Origin of the sequence: Xenorhabdus sp. KJ12.1 (assembly GCF_963876495.1) — a bacterium.
In the GTDB taxonomy this organism is placed as follows: Bacteria; Pseudomonadota; Gammaproteobacteria; order Enterobacterales; family Enterobacteriaceae; genus Xenorhabdus; species Xenorhabdus stockiae.
Genome location: NZ_CAWNQH010000064.1, coordinates 1 through 26,935 on the forward strand (window position 1 = coordinate 1; position 26,935 = coordinate 26,935).

The 26,935-nt window shown below is 41.1% G+C and carries 21 protein-coding genes, 1 pseudogene and 1 riboswitch; of the genes and pseudogenes, 9 read left to right on the forward strand and 13 right to left on the reverse strand.

Translation table 11 applies throughout. The features are described 5' to 3' along the window. Positions 1-99: 99 nt before the first annotated feature. Positions 100-324, reverse strand: a pseudogene (locus tag AACS92_RS08835) (IS982 family transposase); the annotation flags it as partial. A gap of 443 nt (positions 325-767) precedes the next feature. Between AACS92_RS08835 and AACS92_RS08840 the strand changes: the two are divergent. The 4 genes from AACS92_RS08840 to AACS92_RS08855 all read left to right on the forward strand — a co-directional run bounded on the left by AACS92_RS08840 (position 768) and on the right by AACS92_RS08855 (position 3,775). Then, positions 768-1,247, forward strand: coding sequence for a hypothetical protein (locus tag AACS92_RS08840; protein ID WP_099110854.1), 480 nt, complete (start codon positions 768-770; stop codon positions 1,245-1,247). Between the two features lie 51 nt (positions 1,248-1,298). Next, positions 1,299-1,652, forward strand: a complete 354-nt coding sequence (locus tag AACS92_RS08845; protein ID WP_193756958.1) for a GNAT family N-acetyltransferase — start codon at positions 1,299-1,301, stop codon at positions 1,650-1,652. 258 nt (positions 1,653-1,910) lie between these two features. Beyond that, on the forward strand, positions 1,911-2,309 hold the full coding sequence (locus AACS92_RS08850; RefSeq protein WP_099110855.1) for a VOC family protein: 399 nt from the start codon (positions 1,911-1,913) through the stop codon (positions 2,307-2,309). A gap of 338 nt (positions 2,310-2,647) precedes the next feature. Next, a complete protein-coding gene (locus tag AACS92_RS08855; RefSeq protein ID WP_099110856.1) occupies positions 2,648-3,775 on the forward strand; it encodes an RNA ligase RtcB family protein in 1,128 nt (375 codons plus the stop codon). 193 nt (positions 3,776-3,968) lie between these two features. Here AACS92_RS08855 and AACS92_RS08860 read toward each other — a convergent pair whose 3' ends face one another. Beyond that, positions 3,969-4,346 (reverse strand): hypothetical protein, encoded by a 378-nt coding sequence (locus AACS92_RS08860; RefSeq protein WP_099110857.1) that lies wholly within the window; start codon positions 4,344-4,346, stop codon positions 3,969-3,971. A 234-nt stretch (positions 4,347-4,580) separates the two neighbouring features. Further along, the gene (locus AACS92_RS08865; RefSeq protein ID WP_099110858.1) at positions 4,581-5,060 is read right to left on the reverse strand and encodes a PliI family lysozyme inhibitor of I-type lysozyme; all 480 of its coding nucleotides are present in this window, start codon (positions 5,058-5,060) and stop codon (positions 4,581-4,583) included. A 1,370-nt stretch (positions 5,061-6,430) separates the two neighbouring features. Here AACS92_RS08865 and AACS92_RS08870 point away from each other — a divergent pair. Next, positions 6,431-7,885: an alanine/glycine:cation symporter family protein gene (locus AACS92_RS08870; RefSeq protein ID WP_099110860.1), complete on the forward strand. Its 1,455-nt coding sequence runs from the start codon at positions 6,431-6,433 to the stop codon at positions 7,883-7,885. 209 nt (positions 7,886-8,094) lie between these two features. Continuing rightward, a complete protein-coding gene (locus tag AACS92_RS08875; protein WP_193756960.1) occupies positions 8,095-8,937 on the forward strand; it encodes an N-acetylmuramoyl-L-alanine amidase in 843 nt (280 codons plus the stop codon). 87 nt (positions 8,938-9,024) lie between these two features. On the opposite strand, the gene AACS92_RS08880 is transcribed toward AACS92_RS08875, so the two are convergent. Next, positions 9,025-9,405 carry a helix-turn-helix domain-containing protein gene (locus AACS92_RS08880; RefSeq protein ID WP_099110862.1) on the reverse strand — a complete coding sequence of 127 codons (381 nt, stop codon included), beginning with the start codon at positions 9,403-9,405 and terminating at the stop codon, positions 9,025-9,027. Between the two features lie 472 nt (positions 9,406-9,877). On the opposite strand from AACS92_RS08880, the gene AACS92_RS08885 reads away from it, so the two are divergent. The 3 genes from AACS92_RS08885 (at position 9,878) to thiD (ending at position 13,356) form a co-directional block, all read left to right on the forward strand. Then, complete coding sequence (locus AACS92_RS08885; RefSeq protein WP_099110863.1) at positions 9,878-11,239, forward strand: amino acid permease; 1,362 nt, start codon at positions 9,878-9,880, stop codon at positions 11,237-11,239. 788 nt (positions 11,240-12,027) lie between these two features. Then, positions 12,028-12,237, forward strand: a complete 210-nt coding sequence (cspE, locus tag AACS92_RS08890; protein ID WP_038269841.1) for a transcription antiterminator/RNA stability regulator CspE — start codon at positions 12,028-12,030, stop codon at positions 12,235-12,237. Between the two features lie 142 nt (positions 12,238-12,379). Further along, positions 12,380-12,472, forward strand: a riboswitch (TPP riboswitch). An 86-nt stretch (positions 12,473-12,558) separates the two neighbouring features. Further along, a complete protein-coding gene (thiD, locus tag AACS92_RS08895) occupies positions 12,559-13,356 on the forward strand; it encodes a bifunctional hydroxymethylpyrimidine kinase/phosphomethylpyrimidine kinase (RefSeq protein WP_099110915.1) in 798 nt (265 codons plus the stop codon). A gap of 77 nt (positions 13,357-13,433) precedes the next feature. Here thiD and fbaB read toward each other — a convergent pair whose 3' ends face one another. The 9 genes from fbaB to AACS92_RS08940 all read right to left on the reverse strand — a co-directional run bounded on the left by fbaB (position 13,434) and on the right by AACS92_RS08940 (position 26,797). Beyond that, entirely contained in the window at positions 13,434-14,483 is a 1,050-nt protein-coding gene (gene fbaB / locus AACS92_RS08900) for a class I fructose-bisphosphate aldolase (RefSeq protein WP_099110864.1), read from the reverse strand. Between the two features lie 293 nt (positions 14,484-14,776). Further along, the gene (locus AACS92_RS08905) at positions 14,777-15,049 is read right to left on the reverse strand and encodes a hypothetical protein (protein ID WP_099110865.1); all 273 of its coding nucleotides are present in this window, start codon (positions 15,047-15,049) and stop codon (positions 14,777-14,779) included. 135 nt (positions 15,050-15,184) lie between these two features. After that, positions 15,185-16,561 carry a prephenate-dependent tRNA uridine(34) hydroxylase TrhP gene (trhP, locus tag AACS92_RS08910; protein WP_099110866.1) on the reverse strand — a complete coding sequence of 459 codons (1,377 nt, stop codon included), beginning with the start codon at positions 16,559-16,561 and terminating at the stop codon, positions 15,185-15,187. A 210-nt stretch (positions 16,562-16,771) separates the two neighbouring features. Next, positions 16,772-17,116 (reverse strand): YegP family protein, encoded by a 345-nt coding sequence (locus AACS92_RS08915; protein WP_099110867.1) that lies wholly within the window; start codon positions 17,114-17,116, stop codon positions 16,772-16,774. Positions 17,117-17,201: 85 nt separating this feature from the next. Continuing rightward, positions 17,202-17,900 carry a two-component system response regulator BaeR gene (baeR, locus tag AACS92_RS08920; protein WP_099110868.1) on the reverse strand — a complete coding sequence of 233 codons (699 nt, stop codon included), beginning with the start codon at positions 17,898-17,900 and terminating at the stop codon, positions 17,202-17,204. Then, the gene (gene baeS / locus AACS92_RS08925) at positions 17,900-19,303 is read right to left on the reverse strand and encodes a two-component system sensor histidine kinase BaeS (protein ID WP_099110916.1); all 1,404 of its coding nucleotides are present in this window, start codon (positions 19,301-19,303) and stop codon (positions 17,900-17,902) included. The genes baeR and baeS overlap by 1 nt, the downstream gene beginning before the upstream one ends. Positions 19,304-19,311: 8 nt before the next feature. After that, the gene (mdtC, locus tag AACS92_RS08930) at positions 19,312-22,410 is read right to left on the reverse strand and encodes a multidrug efflux RND transporter permease subunit MdtC (protein ID WP_099110869.1); all 3,099 of its coding nucleotides are present in this window, start codon (positions 22,408-22,410) and stop codon (positions 19,312-19,314) included. After that, positions 22,407-25,589 (reverse strand): MdtB/MuxB family multidrug efflux RND transporter permease subunit, encoded by a 3,183-nt coding sequence (locus AACS92_RS08935; protein WP_099110870.1) that lies wholly within the window; start codon positions 25,587-25,589, stop codon positions 22,407-22,409. The genes mdtC and AACS92_RS08935 overlap by 4 nt, the downstream gene beginning before the upstream one ends. Further along, positions 25,589-26,797: an MdtA/MuxA family multidrug efflux RND transporter periplasmic adaptor subunit gene (locus tag AACS92_RS08940; protein ID WP_099110871.1), complete on the reverse strand. Its 1,209-nt coding sequence runs from the start codon at positions 26,795-26,797 to the stop codon at positions 25,589-25,591. Before AACS92_RS08940 ends, AACS92_RS08935 begins: the two co-directional genes overlap by 1 nt. Positions 26,798-26,935: the final 138 nt, after the last annotated feature.

A 26,935-nucleotide genomic window follows, 5' to 3' on the forward strand; every position in this document is an offset into this window, starting at 1 on the left:
TTATTCCAAATCCGAAGAGATGCATGACAAAGTGGTAGGTACGTTCATTGAGCGTGAATACTATCTTTCATAACAGATCTAACTATTGGGAGCATGACCGTCGCGGTGATGGTATTGCCAGATATGCTCCAAATAAAAGTTTTTAAAATCACGGTAATGCGACCGCTGAAAGAGGATTAAAATTGTCATGATTTCACTGGGATACATGTGGCCTTGTCTACGGCGCAGGCGGTATCCGTTATCGAGACAAAACTGCGCCCACTGGGGGATGAAAAGACGGCAAAAGTCGTCGACATCGCAGAAAATTTCAACTAACTTGTCCATGGCCTGTTCCTCCCCGGAGTCGTTTTAGGCTTTCACCAAAACTTTGCTCCTGGAACAGGCCTCTCGTCAATTTCTTATCCAGAATTCAGGTTAACTAATAATAAGCGAACGATTTTAACGAACAGTTAACACATAAAAATAAAGTCAATATTTATTTACCCATTCTCTTGATGAGATAATGCTCTCAAAGAATAATCACTGTCTTCTATTCAAGGATTTATCGGCAGATCGTTTCCAATCCGCATAATGATCGATCACTTGGTTACCTTTACTTTCTAATTACCTAAAAAATAAAATCCTACATTTTCTCGTAATACTGTTTGAGTGCAGTCTATGATAGAAATTTGTGATTAGTTGAGAGCATAAAGCCCTGGTATCGAGTTATATGTTATTTAACGTCAAAGCTATACTTGAATCATTTGAGTCATGACAGGTGGTGACAGATGTTAAAGAAAATGGCCGTTGCATTACTGTTGTTTCCGGGTTACTTACTGGCAGATACCGGAGTTTATACCATTGCTGATGGTAAGCTCGATATCCGTAATGGTAATTATTCCTGTTATTTGTACCCGGCATACATATTCAGGGAGCCCAAAAACCACAAAAAATTTCCTCCCGGGTATTTTCCTAAAGTCATGATGAAGGTGAGGGCGGAAGCAAACGGAAAATACATAGGTGTTAGTCTCTATCCTAATATGCCACCGAGAGTAAAACCTGAAGGAGTATGGGGTTATTTTGGTGCTAAGGTGGAGCTTGGTTCAAGAGACAATAAAAAGGTTATTTATGATTCCGTTAAGGACAACATAAATTTTTCCTATCTGGTAGGCACTAAACAGTCAGGAGTGGTAGCTACTTTGAGTAGTAATGATCCTTTTAGTCCGATGAATGCTGTATTGGGAAGATGTACGAGAGTCGGTAATTAAACAATTACTATTATGTCGTTTTAAAGGTGAAGGCTCTAAAGGTGGGACATTATGATGAATCTGGACGATGACCAAAAAGACAAAATACTCTACATCCGGCGTGCTGATATGCCTGATATCGATATTCTTACCAGAATCGATCCAGTTGCTCTGTATGATAATCGCCGGTTAGATCAAATTAAAAATTGGGTCAAGAGTCAATTTTGCTATTTGGTAAAGTTAGATAGTGAAGTGGTTGCTTATGGTGTACTGCATTATAATTTTTTTGATTATGCTTTTATTGAGATGCTGGTGGTTGGAGAAAGAAACAGAAGGGAAGGCGTTGGCTTACAACTTATCAACTACCTAAAATCAATTTGTTCTTGTCCAAAATTATTCACATCTACGAACCAATCTAATAAATAGATGCAATCATTATTAAACAAGGCGGGCTTTAGGAAAAGTGGTTATATAGAAAACCTTGATGAAGATGATCCCGAGTTAGTATTTTTTTATAAAATAAATTGATGCTCAAAGAATAAATATTCTATCAATTTTATTTTCTATATATCCAAAAAATATTCTGATAAATGTGGCTTGACCTAAAGTTAGGTTAAGGTTTTAGAGTGTACGTGCTTTTTAGTAAAAAATATAAAAACTTTAAAATAAATTATGGAGAATATAATGATCCCAAGGTCATCAATATTAAGAGTAGCCAGGCCAACTGATAATCTTAAAGAAATTACAGATATGTATGTTAATGGATTGGGGTTTAAGCTATTAGGTGAGTTTCAGGGGCATAATAACTTTGATGGTTCAATCATTGGGCATGAAAAACACAGCTATCATTTGGAATTTACGCATCATCAAGGAACTGTTGTTGGAAGAGCACCAACAAAAGATAATCTGCTAGTTTTTTACTTTAGTGAAAATAGTGTTTGGGAACAATGCTGTGAGCGTATGATAAATGCAGGTTTTAAGGTGGTTCAATCATATAATGACTATTGGGATGTAGTGGGAAAAACCTTTGAAGATATAGATGGTTATAGAGTAGTTCTACAAAATAGAGAATGGACTGCTTAAGGGATTTATTAATTTCAATATGTGGTTAAAAGCATAAAGTTATGTTTTTGATCACATGTTGGAATTATTATTTGATATTGGTTTTAAATTATTGAGAGTGAATTAAATAAATCACTGGTAATCTGATCCATATTTAGAGTATGATGCCTAACTTCAATTTTATATATTGACTAATCTACATTAACGACTGAAAGGAGAAAATATAATGACGACAGTAACAATGACTCTTTTCGGGCCAGTCTGTAGCTAATTACTAAGATTTTTACATCTGGTATTGCTTTGGCTAGGACAGCCTGAACCATAACTCTTATTATTTTTATCGATCATAGGATTGATCTATGGGCAATACATTATATTCGGCTGCACCACAATCGCATATCCAGATTATTGCAGCAGAAAATACCTGGCTGGAAGGTAAGGCCATCCAGCAACTCGAAACAACAGCACAACTTCCTGATATGGTACGTGTGGTCGGTTTGCCTGACCTGCATCCGGGTAGAGGTTATCCGGTTGGCGCGGCATTTTTCTCACAGTCACGTTTTTATCCTGCACTCATCGGCAATGATATTGGGTGTGGTATGGCGTTGTGGAAAACAGATTTAGTGCTGAATAAATGGTCGTTAGATAAACTGGAGAAAAAACTCGGTTCTATCGATAATCCTTTGGAAGAAGATGAACTGCCAGAGGATATGGCCGAATATTTTTGCTATTCACCGGGGACGATTGGTGGTGGCAATCACTTTGCTGAATTGCAGCAAATAGATGAAATTTATCAGCCTGAACTTCTTGAAACATGGCAACTTAATAAACAAGAGCTTTTATTGTTGGTACACAGCGGTTCACGCGGGATGGGGCAAATGATCCTTGAACAGCATGTTCGCCAGTATGGGCATAAAGGGTTGGAGGCGTCCAGTGTACAGGCGCAGCATTATCTTCAGCAACACCAACAAGCTCTCGATTATGCTCACCTTAACCGTCAGTTAATTGCTGAACGGATGCTGGGGCGCTGGCGAGCTGAAGGGTGCTGTTTACTGGATGTTTCACACAATTTGCTCACCTCCAGTGTTATTGACGGAATTGATGGCTGGCTACATCGCAAAGGTGCAACACCTTCTGATCAGGGATTGGTCGTTATTCCCGGTTCTCGAGGGGACTATAGCTATTTAGTGAAACCGGTAGCAACTGAACAAAGTCTTTTTTCTCTTGCTCATGGTGCTGGTCGTAAATGGGGACGTAATGAGTGTAAATCACGTTTAGCCGGGCGTTATAATGCCCGACAACTTTCGCGTACCGCATTGGGCAGTCGTGTTGTTTGTCTGGATAATCAGCTTATTTTTCAGGAAGCGCCAGAAGCCTATAAGCCTATTAGTGGCGTAATGGATGCTATGGTACAAACAGGTTTGGTAAAATTGGTAGCACGGCTTAAGCCTGTATTGACTTACAAGACCAGAAAAAACCAAGAGTAATTCCATAAATCCTTTTGTACTGTTTTGCCCTGGAGCCTTGAACTAAATATACTCAATGAATTCCAGAATAAGTTGCCGCAATAAAAGTGCACTCCGGAAGCATAACTGACGATATGACCGCTGCGAATAAAGTGGTAATTTGCAAGAGTACAAGTATATGCGGAGCGGCGAATCTTCGTCGCTCCGCATTTAATTAGCGAGCATGTTGGGATAAAACATGCTTTATCTGAACTTTACAATCTTTAACTGATTTAGCCAGCGTCTCATCAAAATGGTGGTTGCTCGGAAATTTTGGCTTATGTTCTCTGACTTCAGCAACAGTTTGTTTAATTGTTGCAATAAATTCATTTTTATTAGACTGGATTTCTTTCAGGGTTAACCCTTTCTTATGTAAAGCATTTAATGCATTTTGCGCTATCACATCTGGCGAGTCATGAGTTTTAAATGCCTCTACGGAAGCTTTGCCAAACACATCACAATAGGTTTCAGCAATTTTGTCCTGATTTGTATGTGCGGCATAAGAGAAGAACGAGAGCGGTAGCAAAAAAAATGATAATAAAAGACGTTTCATAGATTCCCCTTTATCAAGCTATACCGTGGTATACCCATCGCCTTTCAGGTTGCTTTTTATTGGCTATGCTCACCCCGATTATATAGTAAGCCATGTTTTCGGAGGGAATAACTTGCTTTCCTCCGCGATGCAACTCGAAATCCATTGGGTATGGTGGTGATAACATTAACAATAGTACATTATCTATCGTTTGCCTTACATTTTATGGGCATTGAATAACTGATTCAGGTGTTATCACTGTTCCTGCTTTAAGCATTGCTCTTTCTTACAATGATTACGAAGTAATCTAATAATATTATTCGTACTATTAGTATTGATGCGGGTCAGTAATTTGACATCCTTATCGGTAATCTTGAGAGCATCTACTTCAAGGTAATTCCCTGAGCCTGCGGTGAGTTTAGAGATAATGAGTTCTTTATTCCCGTCACCATCAATATCAGCAAATGTTGTTCTTGGTTTTCCGTCATCTTCAAATATTGAGCCATTGCGGGAAAAAACGGCACCAGTGGTGAATTCTGTTAGCTCTTTATCCTGGAAAACAGCAATGGAATAACTACCTATGGATGCACTTTCCAGATCACCGACTGAAATAACTGCAAATTTTTTATCAGGTAAATTAATCAATACACCATCTTTGGCAAAGGCTGGAGATGATAATAATAAGGTAAACAGTGTTGCGAGTACGGAAAATTTTATTTTTTTAACTATAAGCATCGACAATACTCCATTGGTTAATGTGTTGCTTCAAAGGAAAAATAGCAGAAGCTGATAGGCGAATTTATATCGTAGCATGGATTTTTAAAGACGATAGTGTTGGGTAGAAAAGTAAAAATCAAGCAGATTATGTCGGATAAACAGGCGCCAAGTGCATGCAGACTTAACTATAATCATTATTATTTTTTATGTTTAATTGGTTGTTTGAAAAATATGATTATAGATATAAATTAACCGAAAACATTCCATGATGTAAGATGGATTTTGATAGAGTTAATAAAGTTTCTTTGGCAAGAATAGCCTGTGATTATATAAATAACCACATTTATATAATCCATTGATTATTTATGGTTTGAAAATAACGGGAGTGAAGACTCCCGTTTTATTAATTTTGATATAAACAGGGGGCTAAGTACTATTTTTTTCAATTTTTTCTACAATCTTGTTGTACTCTTTCCAGATAACAGACAGCGGCGAATTTAAACAGCAAATTGAGATAGAACCGCCTGTTGCTGGATGGTACTCGTATTTAGATTTTCCCCTATATACCCGTTTTGGCAGTATGTTATCCGCTGGATTTTTTCTTTTTCTTTCTAACATCAATCATAACCTCACTAGCAGATTATCTGATGGCCAGATAGTGGAATATTAATATCTTGCTAACCTATTGTTTTTATTTCTTATGTAAAAAATAACAAGTGAAAATCTTAATATGAAATGGTGGCTTTTTCCAATTATCACAGCATTAAAATTTAATAATCTCATTTGAAGAAAGATATTGCTATATGTTTTCTTAAATTTAAGAGATTTCAACATTAAATTTTGTCGTTATTTTAGTGTTTTTAATGAATGTAATTATTGTTGTGTTGAGAGATTAACTACATTAATAGGTTGTAAAATAAACAATTAATTTTCTATCGATTAGACATGCGGGCAGTGATTAAAAGAAGCTTTTATAAGCGTTTTATATTTAATTACTTTTGGAAAAGTTGATTTTTGTTTGCTGTTTGTTTCTTTTTTGTATCCTGATTGTTTCGTAAGATGTTCATCTTAAATACAGATGATATAAACAAAACAGACCATTTATTCGTCATTAAGTATGATTAACAGGGCTAAAATAGGGCCGTTCGCATGAATGTAACTTAGTGCAAATATTCATAAACGCTAAAGTAAATGTAAAAATTTCATTAAAAGTTACCCATTGAAATAGATATTGTGTTACATTCTTTTCGTTTTACTGGCTAGTATCTCTGTGTCTCATTCGCAGAATTGTGTTACTTGTTAATAATAAAGGATATTAAGCACAATAAATTTTAGACGGATACTGATTATGGTCAGCTAATGTTTGCTAATAGTAAGGGGAAAATATCTTGACGGATCTGATTAACTTCATTAACAACATTCTTTGGGACTACGTATTAATATACTTGCTTCTTGGGGTTGGCCTTTACTTCACTATACGATTTGGTTTTATACAACTTCGCCATTTTGGCCACATGTTTTCAGTCCTGAAACACAGCAAGAAATCAGATAAATCCGGCATCTCATCTTTTCAGGCTTTATGTACCAGCCTTGCGGCGCGCGTAGGGACCGGGAATCTTGCCGGAGTTGCGATTGCACTGACTGCTGGCGGTCCTGGGGCTATTTTCTGGATGTGGGTTGTTGCATTTATTGGTATGGCAACTTCCTTCGTGGAAAGCACGCTTGCTCAGTTGTACAAGACGAAAGACGATCAGGGAAATTATCGTGGTGGCCCAGCCTACTACATGGAGAAAGGGTTGAAGAAGCGGTGGATGGGTGTATTGTTTTCATTCTTCCTTATTATCGCGTTTGGTCTTGTATTTAATGCCGTTCAGGCAAACTCAATTGCACAAGCAGCTTCTTTTGCCTTCGATATCAATCCATTATATGTGGGTATTGTATTAGTCATTATTAGTGGTGTGATTATTTTTGGCGGTTTGCGCTCAATCGCGCGGGTTGCTGAATTAGTTGTTCCATTTATGGCGGGTGCATATTTAATTCTGGCATTCTGGGTTGTAGGTCACAACATTGAACGTATTCCGGAAGTATTTGCATTAATCTTTAAGAGTGCTTTTGGTCTTCAGGAAGCTGCGGCAGGAGCATTGGGTTATGGTATTTCCCAGGCGATGCTTCAGGGCGTTCAGCGTGGTTTGTTCTCGAATGAAGCGGGAATGGGTTCTGCACCAAACGCAGCGGCTTCTGCTTCTCCATATCCGCCACATCCGGCCTCTCAGGGGTATGTGCAGATGTTGGGGGTATTTATGGATACGATCGTTATCTGTAGTGCTACAGCAGTCATTATTCTTTCTTCAGGCATCCTTAATGAGAATGTTACTGCCATCAGTGGAATTGAATTGACGCAACGTGCGCTATCCTCCGCGGTTGGTCATTGGGGAACAACTTTCGTTGCCATTGCAATTTTCTTCTTTGCCTTTACATCAATTATTGCTAACTATGCTTATGCTGAAAGTAATATGATATTCCTCGAACGTAACCATACTGCTGGTTTATTCATTTTACGTATTGCAGCATTAGCCATGGTGATGTTCGGTACAATGGCGGAAGTGCCTTTAGTCTGGAATATGGCAAACGTATCCATGGCCTGTATGGCTATTGTGAACCTGATAGCTATTTTCTTGTTATCAGGCATTGCGCTGAAATTGGCTAAAGACTATAACCAGCAGAGAAAAGCAGGGCAGTTACCAACATTTGATATTAATATGTATCCGGAACTCCAAAAGCAGATTGAAGAAGGCATTTGGGATAATGAGCCGGCTCAGAAGAATCAAAAACGTAATAGCTGAAATTAAGACCAATATTCATTATTAGTAAAATAAAATGGATAAACATATTAGCCGGATATTCCAGATTCAAATGGAAGTCCGGCTTTTATGTTATTGTAAAAATGGTATAACGCATAGCATTCCAGCCGATAAAAAGACAGCATCTATTCTAGTTTCATCTACTATATAGTGACATTATTCAATTTTTCTTCTGTTATTGTATAAATATGATGAGAAAAATCTTAGTAGGTGTGCTTATTACGCTATTGATTGGTTGTAGTCGGCAATCCCCATTGGAAGAAAGGAATGATTATCTTATTGATCATTTTTATTCGTATTCGACAAAAAAGAATATTGAATCAGTTAAGTTTTTGGTTATACATTATACGGCCTTGAATGAGAAGCGTTCTTTACGGGCTCTGACTGGCGGTAATGTCAGTGTCCAGTATTTGATTCCCGCTCATCCCAAATATAAAAATAATGAACCGATTATTTTTCAATTATCTTCTGAGGGAGAAAAAGCCTGGCACGCTGGCAGAAGTGAGTGGAGGGGATATAAAAATTTAAATAATTATTCTATCGGCATAGAAATAGTTAATTGTGGATTTAAAAAATACTTTCTTAAAAAAGAGTGGTGTGAATATCATCCAACACAAATAGATGCCTTGATCCGACTGACAAAAGATATTATCCGTAGGCATAAAATTGAAGCTGTAAATGTGGTTGGTCATAGTGATATCGCCCCACTTCGGAAAGAAGATCCCGGGCCTGTTTTTCCATGGCATACTCTTTATGAAGAAGGGATCGGGGCCTGGCCTGATGTTGATACGGTAAGTAAATATTTAGCTGACAGAGCGCCAGATACGCCTGTTCCCGTTATCAGAATACAAAAAGCACTGGCTGTTTATGGGTATTCTATTCCTCAGACAGGCTATCTGGATGTGCATACGCATAAAACGATCCGGGCATTTCAGATGCATTTTCGTCCATCAGATATTCAGGGTTATCCCGATGCAGAAACGGAAGCGATAGCATTAGCCTTAGTTGAAAAGTATAAATTAAATGAAAACTAATCTCGTTACGGTACTAAGGAAGATGGTTGAGAAGTTAGTAAAGTAGCGGCCTGATATTGACGTCAGGCCGCATAATTTATCTTATGATTAGCAATTGTAAGACAGGTGTAATGGAAGTTTAACTTCAAGCTCTATATCTGTACTTTGACGAAAATCGTAAGGTGTAATGCCATATTCTTTACGGAACATATAAGTAAAGTGGGATTGAGAGCCGAAGCCGAAATCCAGCGCAATATCAAAAATGGGTTGGGAACTGTTCTTCAGAAGATGTACAGCACCAGCCAGCCGACGTTGACGTATGTATTTACCCAGTGAGATCCCGGTGACTTCCTTGAATATTTTCTGCATGTGCCAAAGCGAATAGCCAGAGTAAGCAGCAAGTTCTTCAAGATGGATGACACGACCAAGGTGGTTTTCTATCCATTTACTCAGTGCGCATACAAGTGCTAAGTGATTATCCTGTGGCATTACAATTATAAATTGGTTAAAGGTGATGGGAAGTATACACAACTTCTTTTCAAGATTTTAGTTTTATACATAATCGACAATCGAGAGTTAATTTTACTCTTATCGGGCCTGAATATGCATTACAATCACAAAGGGATGAAGAGTGAATTAGTATGCGTTTCCGGTATTTATTCTTTGTGAATGATGTTTTAATATTCATCTGATTTGAATGAGTAGACTAAATATTGAGTCAAAATCAGAGTCTGACACGATAGCAATTAGTGTCAGAGTAGTTTGGGTATGATAGATCGCGCAAAAATTGAAGGAATCTAAGGTTTCTTCAGCCAGTTCAGGTCCAAAACGACAAATAAAATAGTTTAAACAGGTTCTATACCCAATGGATTTCGGGCTGCATTGCAGCGGTGAGTAAACTAAGCCAACACAGAAATGGCCTGAAAGACGACGGATATAATTATCGAAATAAGAGGACTAGATGACGGGGCATATACAACAGTCGACGCTTAAGCGTGGTTTAAAGAACAGGCATATTCAGCTTATTGCACTCGGTGGCTCAGTAGGGACAGGGTTATTTTTGGGAATTGCCCAAACGATAAAAATGGCCGGGCCTTCAGTGCTTCTTGGGTATGCTATTAGTGGTTTTATTGCATTCCTGATAATGCGCCAGTTGGGGGAAATGGTTGTTGCAGAGCCAGTAGCAGGTTCTTTTAGCCACTTTGCTTATAAATATTGGGGTAATTTTGCTGGTTTTCTATCCGGTTGGAATTACTGGGTTATGTTTATACTGGTTGGAATGGCGGAGCTCACAGCTGTCGGTATGTATATTCAATACTGGTGGCCTGAAATCCCAACGTGGGCTTCAGCAGCAATATTCTTTGTGGTGATTAATTCTGTCAATTTAATTAATGTCCGGCTCTATGGGGAGGCAGAATTCTGGTTCTCTATGATTAAAGTCGGAGCTATTATCGGCATGATCCTCTTCGGTTCTTACTTACTCATTAGTGGAACAGGAGGGCCGCAGGCCAGCGTAAGCAATTTATGGCAGTATGGCGGTTTCATGCCTAATGGTGCTGCGGGTCTGATCACAGCAATGGCCGTAATTATGTTTTCATTCGGTGGATTGGAAACCGTAGGAATTACGGCGGCAGAAGCTGAAAATCCAGAAAAAAACATCCCGAAGGCAACTAATCAGGTTGTGTACCGTATTTTACTGTTTTATATCGGTTCGTTGTTCATTCTGTTGTCTCTTTACCCGTGGATAAAAGTTGTTGAGGGTGGAAGCCCATTCGTTCTGATTTTCCATAATTTGGATAGCTTTTGGGTTGCTAATGCCTTGAATGTTGTCGTGCTGACTGCAGCGCTGTCGGTTTATAACAGCGGCGTTTATTGTAACAGCCGAATGTTATACGGCTTGGCTAAGCAGGGGAATGCACCACGTATTCTGACCAAAGTGAATAAGCGCGGTGTTCCGGTTTTATCAATTGCATTGTCAGCTTTGGCAACATCGATAGGTGTATTAATTAACTATGTTATGCCGGGTAAGGCATTTGAGCTTTTGATGGCATTGGTAGTGACAACCTTAGTTATTAATTGGATTATGATTTGTGTGTCACACCTGAAATTTCGGGCTGCAAAGGATGCCGAAGGGGTTAAAACAAGTTTCAGAGCATTCTGGTATCCATTTGGTAATTTCCTGTGTCTGATATTTCTGGCTTGTATTCTTATTATTATCCTGACGATACCTGATATACGTATATCTGTTATCCTCATGCCATTCTGGATTGGAGCATTGTGGGTTGGTTATTTATTTTCCAGATCCAATAAAGCAAAGACATAACTTGATAGTTTTAAAATGAGTATACTTTATCAGCCGGGCATATGCCCGGCTGATTTTTTTATAATGAATCTAATTTTATTAATCCCTGATAACAAAATTTTATTACATGAGAAAACTATGTGAAAATTTAAACTACAAAAATTGCATATAAAATGAATGTTATCCATTTTTCTCCATAAAATGTTTGCACTGAACTAATATCCGTGTAATAGGCTGCTTAAAGCTCAGTTTTTCTTGGGCTATAAACATGAAGTCAGCTTCTGACATATTTAAATAATAAAGGACGTCTATAAATTGAATAAAAGGGAATTCAACTGAACAATCTTTAATAAAGGATATACAAAATATAAAACAGCTGAATTTGGAGCAGTCATATTACACTCTCAGGTGTTAACAAATATACTCCATTCTTTTATCGCTTCTTCAATAAAGTTTAAAAGTTATAACTCTCTGCTGTATCTCTTAATAAGCGTGATAAACAGAATTATATATCAAAAAAATCAAAATACTTTCCAAGGGTTAAAATTCTATTTCTTTTTTAATTCATGGTGTTATGTAATATAAATACTTCTGGTTGACGTTAAATAAAAAGCAGATATTAATAATTTGAAATATGTGCTTTAGCTCGTGCCGCTGAAAAAAATGGCTTGCGATTATATAAAGAGTATGTGATAAAACACATGGGTAAACGAAGTACTATTTCTGTTAATGAATAGCAGCAATGAATACGGGTTCGTTTCTTTTTAATGCCAATCGGCTAATAAAGTGATTCAAAGGAAATTTTTGAAATGGCAAAAATCACTGGTACTGTGAAGTGGTTCAACGAGTCTAAAGGTTTTGGTTTTATTACTCCAGCTGATGGCAGCAAAGATGTATTTGTACATTTTTCTGCAATTATGAAAGATGGATTTAAAACATTGTCTGAAGGCCAACAAGTTGAGTTTGAAATTCAGGATGGTCCTAAAGGTCCAGCTGCTGCAAACGTGACAACTTTATAGTAATAAAAAGTAATTAAAAGTAATAAATTTATTTTTGCTGGTATTTTCATTGCCAGCTGAATATATATCGTTAATCTGTTTCATTATTTAACGATAACATATTGCAAATATCACTCTATTGGGATACTAATAGAGTGATTTTTATTTTGGCTCGGGGCGTTCTTAATTGAACTGAGAAGTACCCGTATTACCTGATCTGGATAATGCTAGCGTAGGGAAGTCTCGGTATATCCCATATCCGACAGATCTTGAAAGGCAACTTGAAAGAGAGTGGGTATTTTGATTGCCGCTTTTCCTGAGCTGGTCGCAGGAATCATCATCATGTCAATTCATTCATTGACCATTGCAGGAACTGATCCTAGCGGTGGTGCCGGCATTCAAGCCGATTTGAAAACCTTTTCTGCACTTGGCGTTTATGGCACAACTGTGATTACCGCCCTCGTTGCGCAAAATACCACTGGAGTGCAAGCAGTTTACGATATTGACCCAAGTTTCCTTGCTACTCAACTTGAGTCTGTGCTTTCAGATGTCAGGATAGACAGTATTAAAATTGGTATGTTATCGAATGTTGCTAATGTAAAAGTTGTCGCGGAAATGCTGCAACGTTACCCAGTTCCTTATACTGTACTGGATACAGTGATGCTGGCGAAGAGTGGAGATCCGTTACTGTCGGAAGAAGCTGCCACAGTTATGACAGAGTTACTACTACCTGTTGTTTCTTTAATTACTCCCAATTTACCTGAAGCGGCAGCACTGTTGAAATGTTCTTCTGCGGAAACAGAAGATGAAATGTTGCAACAAGGGCGAAAATTATTATCAATGGGTTGTCAGGCAATTCTGTTGAAAGGGGGGCATCTGGCTGACGGAGAAAGTCCTGACTGGTTGTTTACGCCTGAAGGAGAATGGCGTTTTACTGCTTCCAGAGTTAATACCCACAATACACATGGCACGGGTTGTACTTTGTCGGCGGCTCTTGCTGCATTACGACCACGTTATGAAGATTGGCAGAGCACAGTGCCAATTGCAAAAGCTTATTTACACAATGCCTTAGTGCAGGCAGATAAATTAGACGTGGGAAAAGGGATAGGGCCGGTACATCATTTCCATCAATGGTGGTAGTTACTGACCGTGAAAATGGGGATATAGCTATCCCCATATCTAATTTCTTTATTATTCAATTAATTATCCTGATTTTATCAGGCTATAGTGACGCTTTTGTCGAGGTAGACATCCTGTACTGAGTGGATCAGGGCAACGCCTTCTTTCATTGACTTCTTAAATGCCTTGCGCCCAAGAATTAACCCCATGCCTCCAGCGCGTTTGTTGATGACCGCAGTACGGACTGAATCACTCAAATCATTGGCACCAGAAGCTCCGCCGGAATTGATTAGGCCGGCACGCCCCATGTAACAGTTAGCCAACTGATAGCGAACTAAATCGATAGGGTGTTCTGTTGTTAATTCAGTATAGACACGTTTATCTGTGTGCCCGAAACCAATAGCAGTATAACCGCCATTAGTTTCCGCCATTTTTTGCTTAACAATATCAGCACCGATAGTGGCTGCCAGATGGTTTGCCTGACCGGTTAAATCGGCACTTGTATGGTAATCAACGCCATCTTTTTTGAAGGCAGAATTACGTAAATATGCCCACAGTACTGTGACCATTCCTAATTCATGAGCACGTTCGAAAGCAGCAGAAATTTCTTCTATCTGGCGGCGTGACTCATGAGAACCATAATAAATCGTTGCACCAACTGCAACTGCACCCATGTTAAATGCCTGTTCAACGCTGGCATATAAAGTCTGATCATATTCAGCGGGGTAGGTCAGAGTTTCATTGTGATTCAGTTTCACCAGAAATGGAATTTTATGGGCATAGCGGCGGGAAACAGATGCCAGAACACCATAAGTCGAAGCAACGCAATTACATCCTGCTTCAATTGCTAATTCAACAATATTTTTGGGGTCAAAATAGAGCGGATTTGCTGCAAAAGAGGCACTGGCTGAATGTTCAACTCCCTGATCAACCGGCAGAATCGAAAGATAACCAGTTCCTGCCAGACGCCCATGATTAAATAAAGTTTGCATTGAGCGCAATACCGCGTTTGGCCGATTGTTTTCGATCATTACACGATCAACAAAATCTGCACCCGGAATGTAGAGATTTTCACGTGGAATAGTGGAACATTGATGCTGCAATAAACTTTCTGCGTCTTTTCCTAACAACTTCACGATATCAGTCATGTTTAACTCCAGTTTGCAAAAGGCGCTACTGATTGTTGTTTATATTTGCATGGAGTACAAGGTGAGCAGGAAGGGAAGATGTAGTGGATCGCTTCAGTTGAGATTATACCCGTCGTCTTTCAAGTTGCCTCTTTGTTGGTTGTACTCATTTCCAGTCATCCAATGGCCTGGATTCATTCCCTTGTCGCTGCGATGTAACTTGGAACCATTGGGTATATTTTTCATAGTTAATGTTATGTTTATTAAAATTTAATTATTTCCCTCCTGTCATGCATGTGTATAGTGAGATAATATCAATCGACTCTGTTGGAAATAACTATCTCAAGGTGTTTTTCTAAAAATTCCTTCAGTATGTTGAATAAATATGAGTGATATTTATTCAAACCGATTTTTTTATTTACAATTAATTTTGTAATGGGTAGTGAGATAATTATTATTGACTGGATAAACTCAATAACTAGTAATTCAGTTAATGATTTTTTCTTGCTGATATTACTGATGATTTTTTGAATTTTAAAATTTTCAGGAAAAGAAAAGGCTAGCCCAAGGGAGATTGAGCTAGCCAAGGAGGTGGTTCCTAGTCTTACAGTGAAACTTTTTTAGTTCTTCATTTTTCAGAATGGATGATACGAGAAATAAAATAGTATTGATGTGATCTGTTTCTAAAAAAATGGAACTATTTCTGTAAAATTCATACTGAATTATTTTTTAGGAACTGTATTTGTATGAGGTGCTCGGGTATTACCCGATTTCAGATTACGGATAAGCAGCGCGTAATTCAGTTCAATTTCTTCAGGAACAGGCAAGTAAACAATATGACCGTCACCCGGAGCAACTTCGACAACCTGATTTTTTTTGTTTGTCATTGATGCCAGTACAAAGTTGATATTGCCTGCTGGCGTCATAATTTCAAGATTGTCACCAACGAGGAACTTATTTTTTACTGCTACTTCAGCCAGCCCGTTGATCCGATTGCCGGTAAATTCTCCGACAAATTGTTGCGTCTCTGATACTGAATAACCATATTCATAGGTTTGATAGGCATCGTGAGTATGGCGACGCAAAAAGCCTTCGGTATAACCACGATGAGCTAATCCTTCCAGCGTGCTCATTAAGGTTGGATCAAACGGTTTACCGGCAACGGCATCATTGATGGCACGGCGGTATACCTGAGCTGTACGGGCACAATAGTAGAAAGATTTAGTGCGGCCTTCTATTTTCAGCGAATGTACGCCCATGCCAGTCAGACGATCTACATGCTCCACTGCCCGCAAATCTTTGGAGTTCATGATATAAGTGCCATGTTCATCTTCAAATGCGCTCATATATTCCCCCGGACGTTTGGCTTCTTCTATCATGAATACCTTATCCGTCGGATTTCCCTGTCCTAGTGTCGGCTCAATATTTTTAACCGGAATAGGGTCATGGGTATGAACGATATTGCCTGTATCATCTTCTTTGCCTTCCTGCACATTGTATTCCCAGCGGCAGGCATTCGTGCAGGTTCCCTGATTAGGATCGCGTTTATTGATATAGCCCGATAGTAAACAGCGGCCTGAATAAGCCATACAAAGTGCGCCATGTACGAAGACTTCTAGCTCCATTTCAGGCACCTGCTGGCGGATTTCTGCAATTTCTTCCAGTGAAAGCTCACGTGAGAGAATAACCCGCGTTAAGCCCATTTGTTTCCAGAATTTCACTGTTGCCCAGTTAACCGCATTTGCCTGTACGGAAAGGTGGATATCCATTTCGGGAAAGGCCTCTCTCACCATCATAATTAAACCGGGATCGGACATAATTAGCGCATCAGGCCCCATTTCAACCACAGGCTTCAAATCACGGATAAAGGTTTTCAGTTTTGCATTGTGTGGGGCAATATTGACAACGACATAAAAACGTTTGCCTAATTCATGGGCTTCTTTAATCCCCTGAGCCAGTGTTTCATGGTTAAATTCGTTGTTACGAACACGCAGGCTGTAACGAGGTTGTCCGGCATAGATAGCATCTGCGCCATAAGCAAAGGCATAGCGCATGTTTTTCAGGGAGCCGGCGGGAGAGAGTAATTCTGGAGTAAACATATTATTAGCGTTCTCAGTCTGAGTTCAAATCAGACCTTATCCTTTATCATTACAAAGGGTAAGGTTAAAGAAGGGATTTTAGCGCTTATACCTTTTGTCTTTCAAGATTGTCTTGCAAGGTACATATCATAGATACAGAGGAAACAGATATGGGGAATGGATATGCTGACAAAAACGCGCCGCGGATGCGGCGCTATTAACGACCTACAACTAACTGCCTTTGGTCAAGTCCCGTATTTTATCGGTTACCCCGGTTTTCATCACAGACTGCATTCCTTTTTTCATTGTTGTTTCATCACCATAAGATTCACTAATACCAATAATCTGGTGATTTCTGGCTTTCAGGACAAAATATGTTTTGCCAGATTTATTTTTCCTCACTTCATGACGGGTTTTATCCGGAGAGTTGACTTGCACCGAGTGGATACCTTTATTGGCGGCAGCCTTAGTGGTGTACATCTCACTGCTGAGAATAATGTCACCATTTGCTGCTACCAGATTGAAGTAAAATTGCCCGTTCTTCGCTTTCTTAAGATCATAGTGACCAATAGCCATAAGAAATTCTCCTGATTGGGTAATTATCAGATTAAGTTTAGCCTGAAATTTATGCAGGTGAATTTTTTTAATAATAGTAGGTAACTTACATCAGGCGGCAAATTTCTGCTTCCCAGCGATATCCCAACCCGTAAATTGAGCGAATGAAAGATTTATCTTCATCCAGCTGTTCTAATTTTCTGCGTAGATTTTTTATATGGCTATCAATTGTTCGATCATTCACAATACGATGATCGTTATAGAGATTATTCAACAGTTGATCACGGGAAAAAACACGTCCGGGCTGACTGGATATGATTTTAAGTAACCGGAATTCAACCGGAGTCAGATCCAGCACCCGTTCAAGGTAGCGAGCCTGAAAATGGTTTTCATCAATCGTCAGTGCTCCCTGTTCGCTGACGATATCCTGCGGACGATAGCAGCGGCGTAAAATAGTTTTCACTCTGGCAATGACTTCGCGTGGGCTATAAGGCTTACAGACGTAATCATCCGCACCAATTTCCAGCCCCAGCAGCCGATCAATTTCTTCAGTTTTAGCCGTCATCATCACAATGGGGATATCTGAAAATTTACGAATTTCCCGACAGACAGATAACCCATCAAGGCCGGGTAACATCAGGTCGAGCAGAATAATATCAGGCTGGTGTTGCTGGACATGAGCAACCACCTCATCACCGCGCACCAACCATTGTGTTTGATAATTTGCAGTTTGTAGATAATCAACCAGTAACTGCCCCAGCTTAGGTTCATCTTCAACGATCAGAACGGTATATTGTGCACTCATTATTTCAATATCTTATTTGGTGTTTTCTGTTCAGAAAATTTGAACAAGGGTAATTCTACGTGAATCTGAATACCACCTAAAGGTGATATTTCAGCATAAATAAGACCATTGTGCGCTTCAATAATGTTGTAGCAGATTGCCAGTCCTAAACCAGAGCCTCCACTGGCTCGATTGCGGGAAGATTCGCAACGGTAGAAACGTTCAAAAATACGCTGACATTGTTCAGCAGTAAGACCGGGAGCACTATCCTGCCAGTTTAATAACCATTTTTGCTGGTTCACATACCCGTGGATAAGCACTGTTCCGTGATCAGCAGTATAGCGCAGGCTATTTTCCAGCAAATTATGGAATAGCTGAGTTAATCGCTTAGGGTCTGCAAATACTATTGTGTTTTGCGGTAAATATATTTCCAGTGAAATTTGTTTATCGGCAAAACGTCCACGATAAACCGCGACAGCGATTTGCAGAAGCTCATTGACATTAACCTGTTCTTTTCGATAAGTCAGGGAGCCACGATCCGTCAGGGATAGCAAATGTAAATCATCCACTAATTTTGTCAGAATGGTAACTTCTGTCAGTAACGACTGGATAGTTTCTGCTGTCGGCTGACGGACGCCATCCTGTAAGGCTTCCAGCTCACCACGCAGAATAGAGAGTGGAGTGCGTAATTCATGGGAGATATCTGCCATATAATCCCGGCGCATTTGTTCATTCTTTTCCAGCGTGCAGGCAAGGTGATTAAAATCTGATGCTAATTGCCCGATTTCATCCTGATCGGATGATGCAACACGCACGCTGAAATCACCGGAAGCCAGTTTATGAGTGCCTTCCACCAGCCGCTTGACCGGTTTCAAGAAAATGCGGGATAAAACGAAAGTTGCAATCAGAGCCAGCATAGTAGAGAAACCAGCGATAATCCAACTGGTCAGCTGTTGCTGCTGAGCAAAACGAATATCAGCCTGACGGGTAATTTTGTCCGAAGTACTGACAATAACCCAACCGACCACTTTATTCTGGTAATTTACCGGAACGCGGTAAGTTTCTTCCGACATATTGTCAGAATGACCCACTAACCGGTGCATATGGCTGTCAACTACCCAGAACTGGGAGCGCCAAGCACGGGGAGACAGTTCTTGCCGATTATCACTGTTTTGTTCGATATTTTGGATAATTTTAAAGATGGCCCGATCATTTTGGGTCAGGAAATCCCAGTTACCATATTGCTGATATTGTTCTGTTAATGCTTCGGCCAGCATTCTGGCACGTAGCTGGCTGTTTTGCTGAATATAACCGATGAATCCATACTGGAAACTGAGGCGAATGCCCCAGTGCATTGTCACTAATACCAGCATACAGGTAGCAAAAATAGCCAGAAACAGTTTGCCGCTGATCCCGGCTTTTATCCGCAATTTCACAACGATTTTATTCTCTGAAATTTTGCTAAACGGCGTTGTTGCCACTTCTCACGCAGTCTGTCAAAAGACAGATAAACGACAGGGGTGGTATATAACGTAAGAATTTGGCTCATCACCAGCCCACCAACAATCGTGATACCCAGAGGATGACGTAACTCAGCGCCAGCACCATTGCTCAGTACCAAAGGTAAGGCACCGAATAAAGCAGAAAGAGTCGTCATCATGATTGGCCTGAACCTTAATAAGCTGGCCTGAAATATGGCTTCCCGCGCACTGAGTTGCCCGTTACGCTGAGCTTCAAGAGCAAAATCCACCATAATAATGGCATTTTTCTTCACGATACCAATCAGCAGCATAATGCCAATCATGGCAATCAGGCTAAATGGCGTATTGAAGAGTTCCAGTGCCAGTAAAGCGCCAATTCCGGCAGACGGAAGGGTAGAAAGGATTGTCAGTGGGTGAATATAACTTTCATACAATACCCCGAGAACCAGATAAACAGTAATGATAGCCGCAAGGATCACTAATAACTGTGAACGCTGACTTTCCTGAAAATCTTGCACAGTGCCGCCAAAAGAGCCACGCACAGCGGATGGAACGCTGAGTTCAGTCATTGTTCTTTCTATCGCACTCACTGCATCAGACATCGTATAGCCTTCCGCAATATCGAATGAGATCGTAGAAGCTGCCGAAAGCCCCTGATGATAAATGTCTAATGGCGCATTGGCTGGCCGCCAGCTGGCAAAATAAGAGAACGGAATACGTTTTCCTTCCTTATTAATGACAAAGATTTTCTCCAGTGCACTGATATCCTGGTTATATTCAGGAGCAACTTCCATCACCACTTTATATTGATTGAGAGGCTGATAAATCGTTGAAATCGGTTGTTGCCCGAAAGAGTTTCCAAGCAGGCTATTCGCCTGAGCAACGCTGATACCGAGGCGGGCCATAAGATCACGATCATAGGTAATCGCCAGTTCAGAACCTTTATCGTCGTCATCAGAATTAACGCCCGTCAACTGGGGTAACGTTTTCAATGCCTTGCGGATAATAGGTGCCCATTTACGAAGCGCATCAGAATCGTCTGACAGTAAATTAAATTGATAAATAGATTTGGCATTACCTCCGCCGCCACCGCCGGATCTGAGATCCTGCACAGGGATCAGATACAACTCAGCTCCCGGTTCGTGAGATAATTTCTCCCGTAAACGAAGTATGATTTTATCGATACTTTCTGTACGTTCACTCACAGGCTTTAATGACATAAACATAAAACCGACATTCATGCTGTCGCCACCGGTAAAGCCTGTCACATTTTCAACAGTCGGGTCAGCATTAATGACTTGCATAAAATGTTCCATCTTCTTTTGCATAGCCTGAAAAGAAATACTTTGATCAGCAACGACAAAACCCAGTAATTGACCCGTATCCTGTCTGGGAAAAAAGGTTTTCGGAATATTAATATAGAGCCAGCCATTCAGGACGATAATACCGATCAGCATCAATAAAACCCAGCGTGTGTGGTTAAGAACCCATTTTAATGAACGGCCATAATATTGCTGGAACCTGAGAAAAACTTTACCGAAACCGCGGGTTTTCTTCAGTGATTTTTCAGGCGAAGATTTTAGCAGGTGTGCACACATCATAGGAGTTAAGGTGAGTGACACAAATAAAGAAATGCCTATCGCCGTTGCGAGTGTGATGGAAAAATCAAGGAACAGCCTGCCGAGCATTTCATCGATCAATTGAAGGGGAATAAAAACCGCCACGAGAGACAGGCTCATGGCAAGAACGGTAAAACCCACTTCTCTTACACCCTTAAGCGCGGCTTGTGCAGGTTTCATCCCGGCTTCCAGATGACGGGAGATATTTTCCAGCACAACAATGGCATCATCCACAACAAAACCCGTTGCGATGGTCAGAGCCATGAGTGAGAGATTATTCAGGCTGAAACCACATAAATACATCGCAGTAAATGTGCCAATCAGTGAAACCGGAACGGCAATTGCTGGAATAAGAGTGGCACGCCCTGAACGCAGGAACAGAAAAACAACCAGAATAACGAGCGCAACGGCAAGGGCAAGCGCTCGTTCCACTTCATACAGGGAAGCTCTGATAGTGGGAGAGCGATCCTGTACAACAGTAAGTTTAATATTGGCGGGTATTGAGGTTCGTAAAGTAGGGAGTTCTGCACGAATTTTATTGATGGTTTCAATGATATTCGCATTTTGTTCCCCCCGGATAATCAGGGCAATAGCCGGTTTATTACCGGACATACCTGAGGCGCGGATATCTTCTACAGACTCTTTGACTGTTGCGAGATCTTTTAAGCGAACAGGTGAGCCGTCACGATAATCGACAATAATAGAAGCGTAGTCATCCGCTTTTTTAATTTCATCGTTAGTTTGTATTTGCCAGTTGTACTCACTTGTCTCAACATGTCCCGTCGGATTTCTGACATTAGCATTATTGACTGCAGTGCGGACGTCATCCAGTGAGATCCCCTTACTGAACAGGGCATTGGGATTGAGTTCAACCCTTATTGCAGGCAATGAACTGCCAGAAACGCTGACCTGACCGACACCTTCTATCTGTGAGATTTTCTGGGCAAGACGTGTCGAGGCGATATCATATAACTGCCCACCACCATAACTGTCTGATGTAAGCGTTAGGATCATAATGGGAGCAGAGGAGGGGTTTGCCTTGCGGTAGGTTGGGCGGCTTGGCATCCCTGAAGGCAAAAGGCTTTCCGCAGCATTAATCGCAGCCTGTACATCCCGGGCAGCTCCATTGATATCCCGGTTCAGTTCAAATTGCAGATAAATGAAGGTATAGCCTAATGAGCTGGAGGAGCTCATTTCTTTAACACCCGCAATTCTGCCAAGTGATCGCTCTAGTGGGGTTGCGACAGAGGAGGCCATTGTTTCCGGTGATGCGCCGGGCATATAAGCTGAAACACCAATCACCGGAACGTCGATTTGTGGCAGAGGGGATACTGGCAATAGAATAAAACTGAATGCCCCACATAGTGTGATAGCTACACTCAATAATGTGGTTGCAACAGGCCGCTTGATAAATAAGGCGAAAAATTTCACAACGGCTCCTGATGATCAGTAGAAGAACGCGCTAATGCTGTTTGATTATCATCCTGATGTCTGTTTTGTTTATTTTTGCCTTGCCTATTTCTGTAATAGTGCGCCAGTCTGTCAAATAGCAGATAAATGACCGGAGTCGTAAACAGAGTCAGAATTTGGCTCATAATCAAACCGCCTACCATGCTGACACCTAATGGACGGCGCAATTCAGCACCGATGCCGGTACTAAGCATCAATGGTAATGCGCCTAACAGTGCTGCCATTGTTGTCATCAGAATCGGTCTGAAACGCAGGAGACAGGCCTGAAAAATAGCATCGTAGGGCGACATACCTTTCTCGCGTTCTGCTGCCAGCGCAAAGTCAATCATCATAATGGCGTTCTTCTTCACAATACCGATCAGCAAAATAATCCCGATGATGGCAATGATATCCAGTTCATAGCCTCCCAGCATTAATGCCAGCAATGCGCCGACTCCCGCAGTGGGCAGTGTTGACAGGATAGTTACTGGATGAATAAAACTTTCGTACAATATTCCGAGCACAATGTACATGGCAACAACAGCAGCCAATATCAGCAATAAGGTATTACTCAGCGCATTCTGGAATGCCAGAGTTGCTCCCTGAAATTGTGTATTGATATCTTTAGGCATGTTAATGGCATGTTCTGTTTCCTTCACGGCATTAACGGCTGCTTCCAGAGAGGTATCCTGTGCCACATTGAATGAAAATGTGGTTGCAGGAAATTGTTGCAGGTGATTAATGGATAAATATCCCAGCCGCTGTTCAATCGTGGCGATAGCAGTCAGAGGTACGATATTACCATCTGCACTTAAAAGCCGGACATCATTGAGCGCATCAATGCCGGGAGAGTGTGTTGTATCCTGCGCGAGTACAACCCGATATTGATTTGACTGCGTATAAATGGTTGAGATCATCCTCTGACCAAAGGCGTTATATAGCGTGTTATCAATCGCAGCAATCGTAATACCTAATCTGCTGGCCATATCACGATTTACATTGATATGAGCGACTAATCCCTTGTTTTGCAAGTCGCTGCTGATATCGACCAGTTCAGGACGCTTTTTCAGGGCTTCCTGTAGCTTAGGTACCCAGATGTTTAATTCATCAAGAGAAGTGGCCTGTAGCGTAAATTGATATTGCGTACGGGAAAGCTGGGTATCAATAGTCAGATCCTGAATCGGTTGCAGATATAAGGTGATATCAGGCACTTTGGCTACCTGGGCCTGTAGACGCGGGATAATATCCTCAATTCTGTCATGACGTTGGTCGAAAGGTTTTAACGTAATTTGCATACGCCCGTTGTTCAGCGTAGGGTTACTGCCATCAACGCCGATGAATGTAGTCACATTTTCCACCGCCGGATCCTGTAGCAGTAATGCGCTTACCTGACTCTGTTTATCTGCCATGGCACTGAAAGAAATGGACTGTGGTGCTTCCAGTGTTCCCTGAATTAATCCATTATCCTGTGACGGGAAAAATCCTTTAGGTATAACAATATAGAGCAGGACGGTCAGAGCCAGAGTGCCGAGTGTGACACCGAGTGTCAGCCAGGGATGGTTCAGGACTCGTTTCAGCCATACGCTATATATCGCAATTATCCATTCAAAAAAGTGCTCACAGGCTTGTTCAAAACGATTATGTTTAATGTCTGATTCTGCTTTCAGCATTCGTGCGCACATCATTGGTGTCAGGGTGAGTGAGACAACGGCTGAAATTAAAATTGCTACCGCGAGTGTGATCGCAAACTCCCGGAATAGACGCCCTACAATATCCCCCATAAATAACAGCGGGATCAAAACGGCAATCAGAGAAAAAGTCAGTGAAATAATAGTGAAGCCGATTTCGCCCGCTCCTTTGAGCGCAGCGGCAAGCGGTTTTTCTCCTCGCTCGATATAACGGGAAATATTTTCGATAACAACGATGGCATCATCGACAACAAAGCCAGTTGCAATGGTCAATGCCATCAATGTCAGGTTATTAATGGAGAAACCACAGAAATACATTACTGCGAATGTGCCGATAAGTGAAAGCGGAACGGCAATACTTGGGATTAAGGTCGCGGTGGCATTACGCAAAAACAGGTAAATCACCATGACAACCAGAACAACCGCTAACAATAATTCAAATTGCACGTCTTTAACGGAAGCGCGGATCGTGACAGTACGATCCGTCAGAACGTCAACTTTAACCGATTTAGGCAGGCTGCTTATCAGCTCTGGCAATACGCTACGAATATTATCCGTGGTTTCAATAACATTAGCGCCCGGCTGACGCTGAACATTAATAACAATGGCGGGTTTTTCATTTGCCCATGCACCGAGTTTCGTATTTTCTGCTTCCCGCTCAATGGTAGCAACATCACGCAGACGAACCGGAGCACCATTTTTATAGGTCACAATTAAGTTGCGGTAATCATCAATGGATTTCATCTGATCGTTAGCAGATAAGGTAATTGACCGCGTTGGACCATCAAAACTGCCTTTTGGTGAATTCACATTCGCACTGACAATCGCATTACTAATGGCATGGCTATCCAGCCCCTGCGCGGCTATGGCCTGTGCATTTAACTTCACGCGGACAGCAGGGCGTTGCCCGCCAGCCAGTGTCACTAGACCAACACCACCAACCTGAGAAATACGCTGAGCAACACGGGTTTCCACCATATCCTGCACTTCTGTCATTGGTAAGGCATCAGAAGTCACGGCCAGAGTTAAAATCGGTGGATCAGCCGGATTCACCTTACTGTAGATAGGAGGGTAGGGCAGGTCATTCGGTAACAAATTGATACTTGAATTAATTGCAGCCTGCACATCCTGCTCTGCAACATCCAATGGCAGGGAAAGCTGGAAGACCAGCGTAATAACAGAAGCTCCACCAGAACTTTGTGATGACATCTGTTTCAGGCCGGATATTTGCCCGAATCTGCGTTCCAGTGGGGCTGTTATGGCAGAGGTCATCACGTCAGGATTGGCACCAGGATAGAGTGTAACAACCTGAATAGTCGGATAATCCACCTGTGGTAATGCAGAAACCGGCAGCATCCGGTAGCCGAGAATACCAGCAAGCAAAATTGCAATCATAAACAGCGTCGTTGCTACCGGACGCAGTATAAACAAGCGGGATGGACCGCCCCCTGTCACCGGAGAATCAGAAAGCATTAACTATTCTCCACCTTACCGTTTGACTTAGCTGATTTATCGTTGCTGTTATCTGATTTTGGTTGCAGAGGCTTAACAATTTCAACAGCCGCTCCTTCTGTCAACTGATCAATACCGTCTGTTATTACCCGATCACCAACGGACAGACCGCTGTTGATAATAACCAGATTATCATTTTGCAGCCCGATGGTTATATTATGCTTTTTAACCTTATTATCTTTACCTACCAGCCAGACAAAGTGACCGCTGCCACTCATCTGTAATGCAGCATCAGGGATGACTATGGCGTTATCCAGCGTATTTACTTTGATTTGGATATTAACAAATTGATTTGGAAACAGGGTGTTATCCTGATTATCAAATCTGGCTTTCATTTTTATGGTGCCGGTTGCAACGTCAATTTGGTTATCGATGCTGAGTAGTTTGCCTTGTGCTAATTGCAGTTGGTTATTGCGATCCCGGGCAATGACGGCAGGTATCGTATTATTTTTCTGTGCCTTCAGTATGGCACTAAGATCGTTTTCAGGCAGAGAAAACAGCACGTCGATTGGATCAACGCGCGTAATGACGACAATCGGTTTTTCTCCCCCAGAAGAGATGTAGTTACCGACATCTATCCGTTTCAAACCGACGCGACCTGAAATGGGGGCCGTGATACGGCTGTAAGCTAATTGGAGTTTTTGTTCATCAATCTCTGCCTGATCACTTTTGAGGGCGGCCTTATATTGACGAACTAAAGCGTGCTGTTTATCTAGATCCTGTTGAGAAATTAATTTACTTTTTGCCAGTTGTTGATAGCGGGATAAATCCTGCTCAGCATTGGCCAGCATTGCCTGATCTTTAACATATTGGCCTTGTGCTTTTGCCAGCCTGACCTGATAAGGGCGGGGATCAATTTCTGCCAGTAAATCCCCTTTTTTCACCTGTTGGCCTTCTATAAAATGCAGGGCAATTAATTGCCCGCTCACCAGACTGGTGACATTGACAGTATCTGCTGCCTGAACCGTTCCTAACCCGACCAGATAGTGGGGCACGGATTCCATTTTAGCGGTAGCCGCCTGAACAGGGCGGGGTGGTACTGTTGCTAAATTCTGTTGTGGGCCGGACTTTTGTGATGTTTTGAAATGGTTCCATGCAAAGAAAATTGCTGCGATGACAACGACTAACGCAGCAAAACAAAAAAAGTAGGTACGACGTTTATTGCTCATATATTCGACATTCTCTTAATATTGCATCGGTAATCAGCCACGCATGCATCTTATGCTAAATTAGTGTAAATATATATTTAATTAGTGTACTTGGAGAGAAATTGCCAATCATGGAGAAAATATGGAAATTGTGTCAAT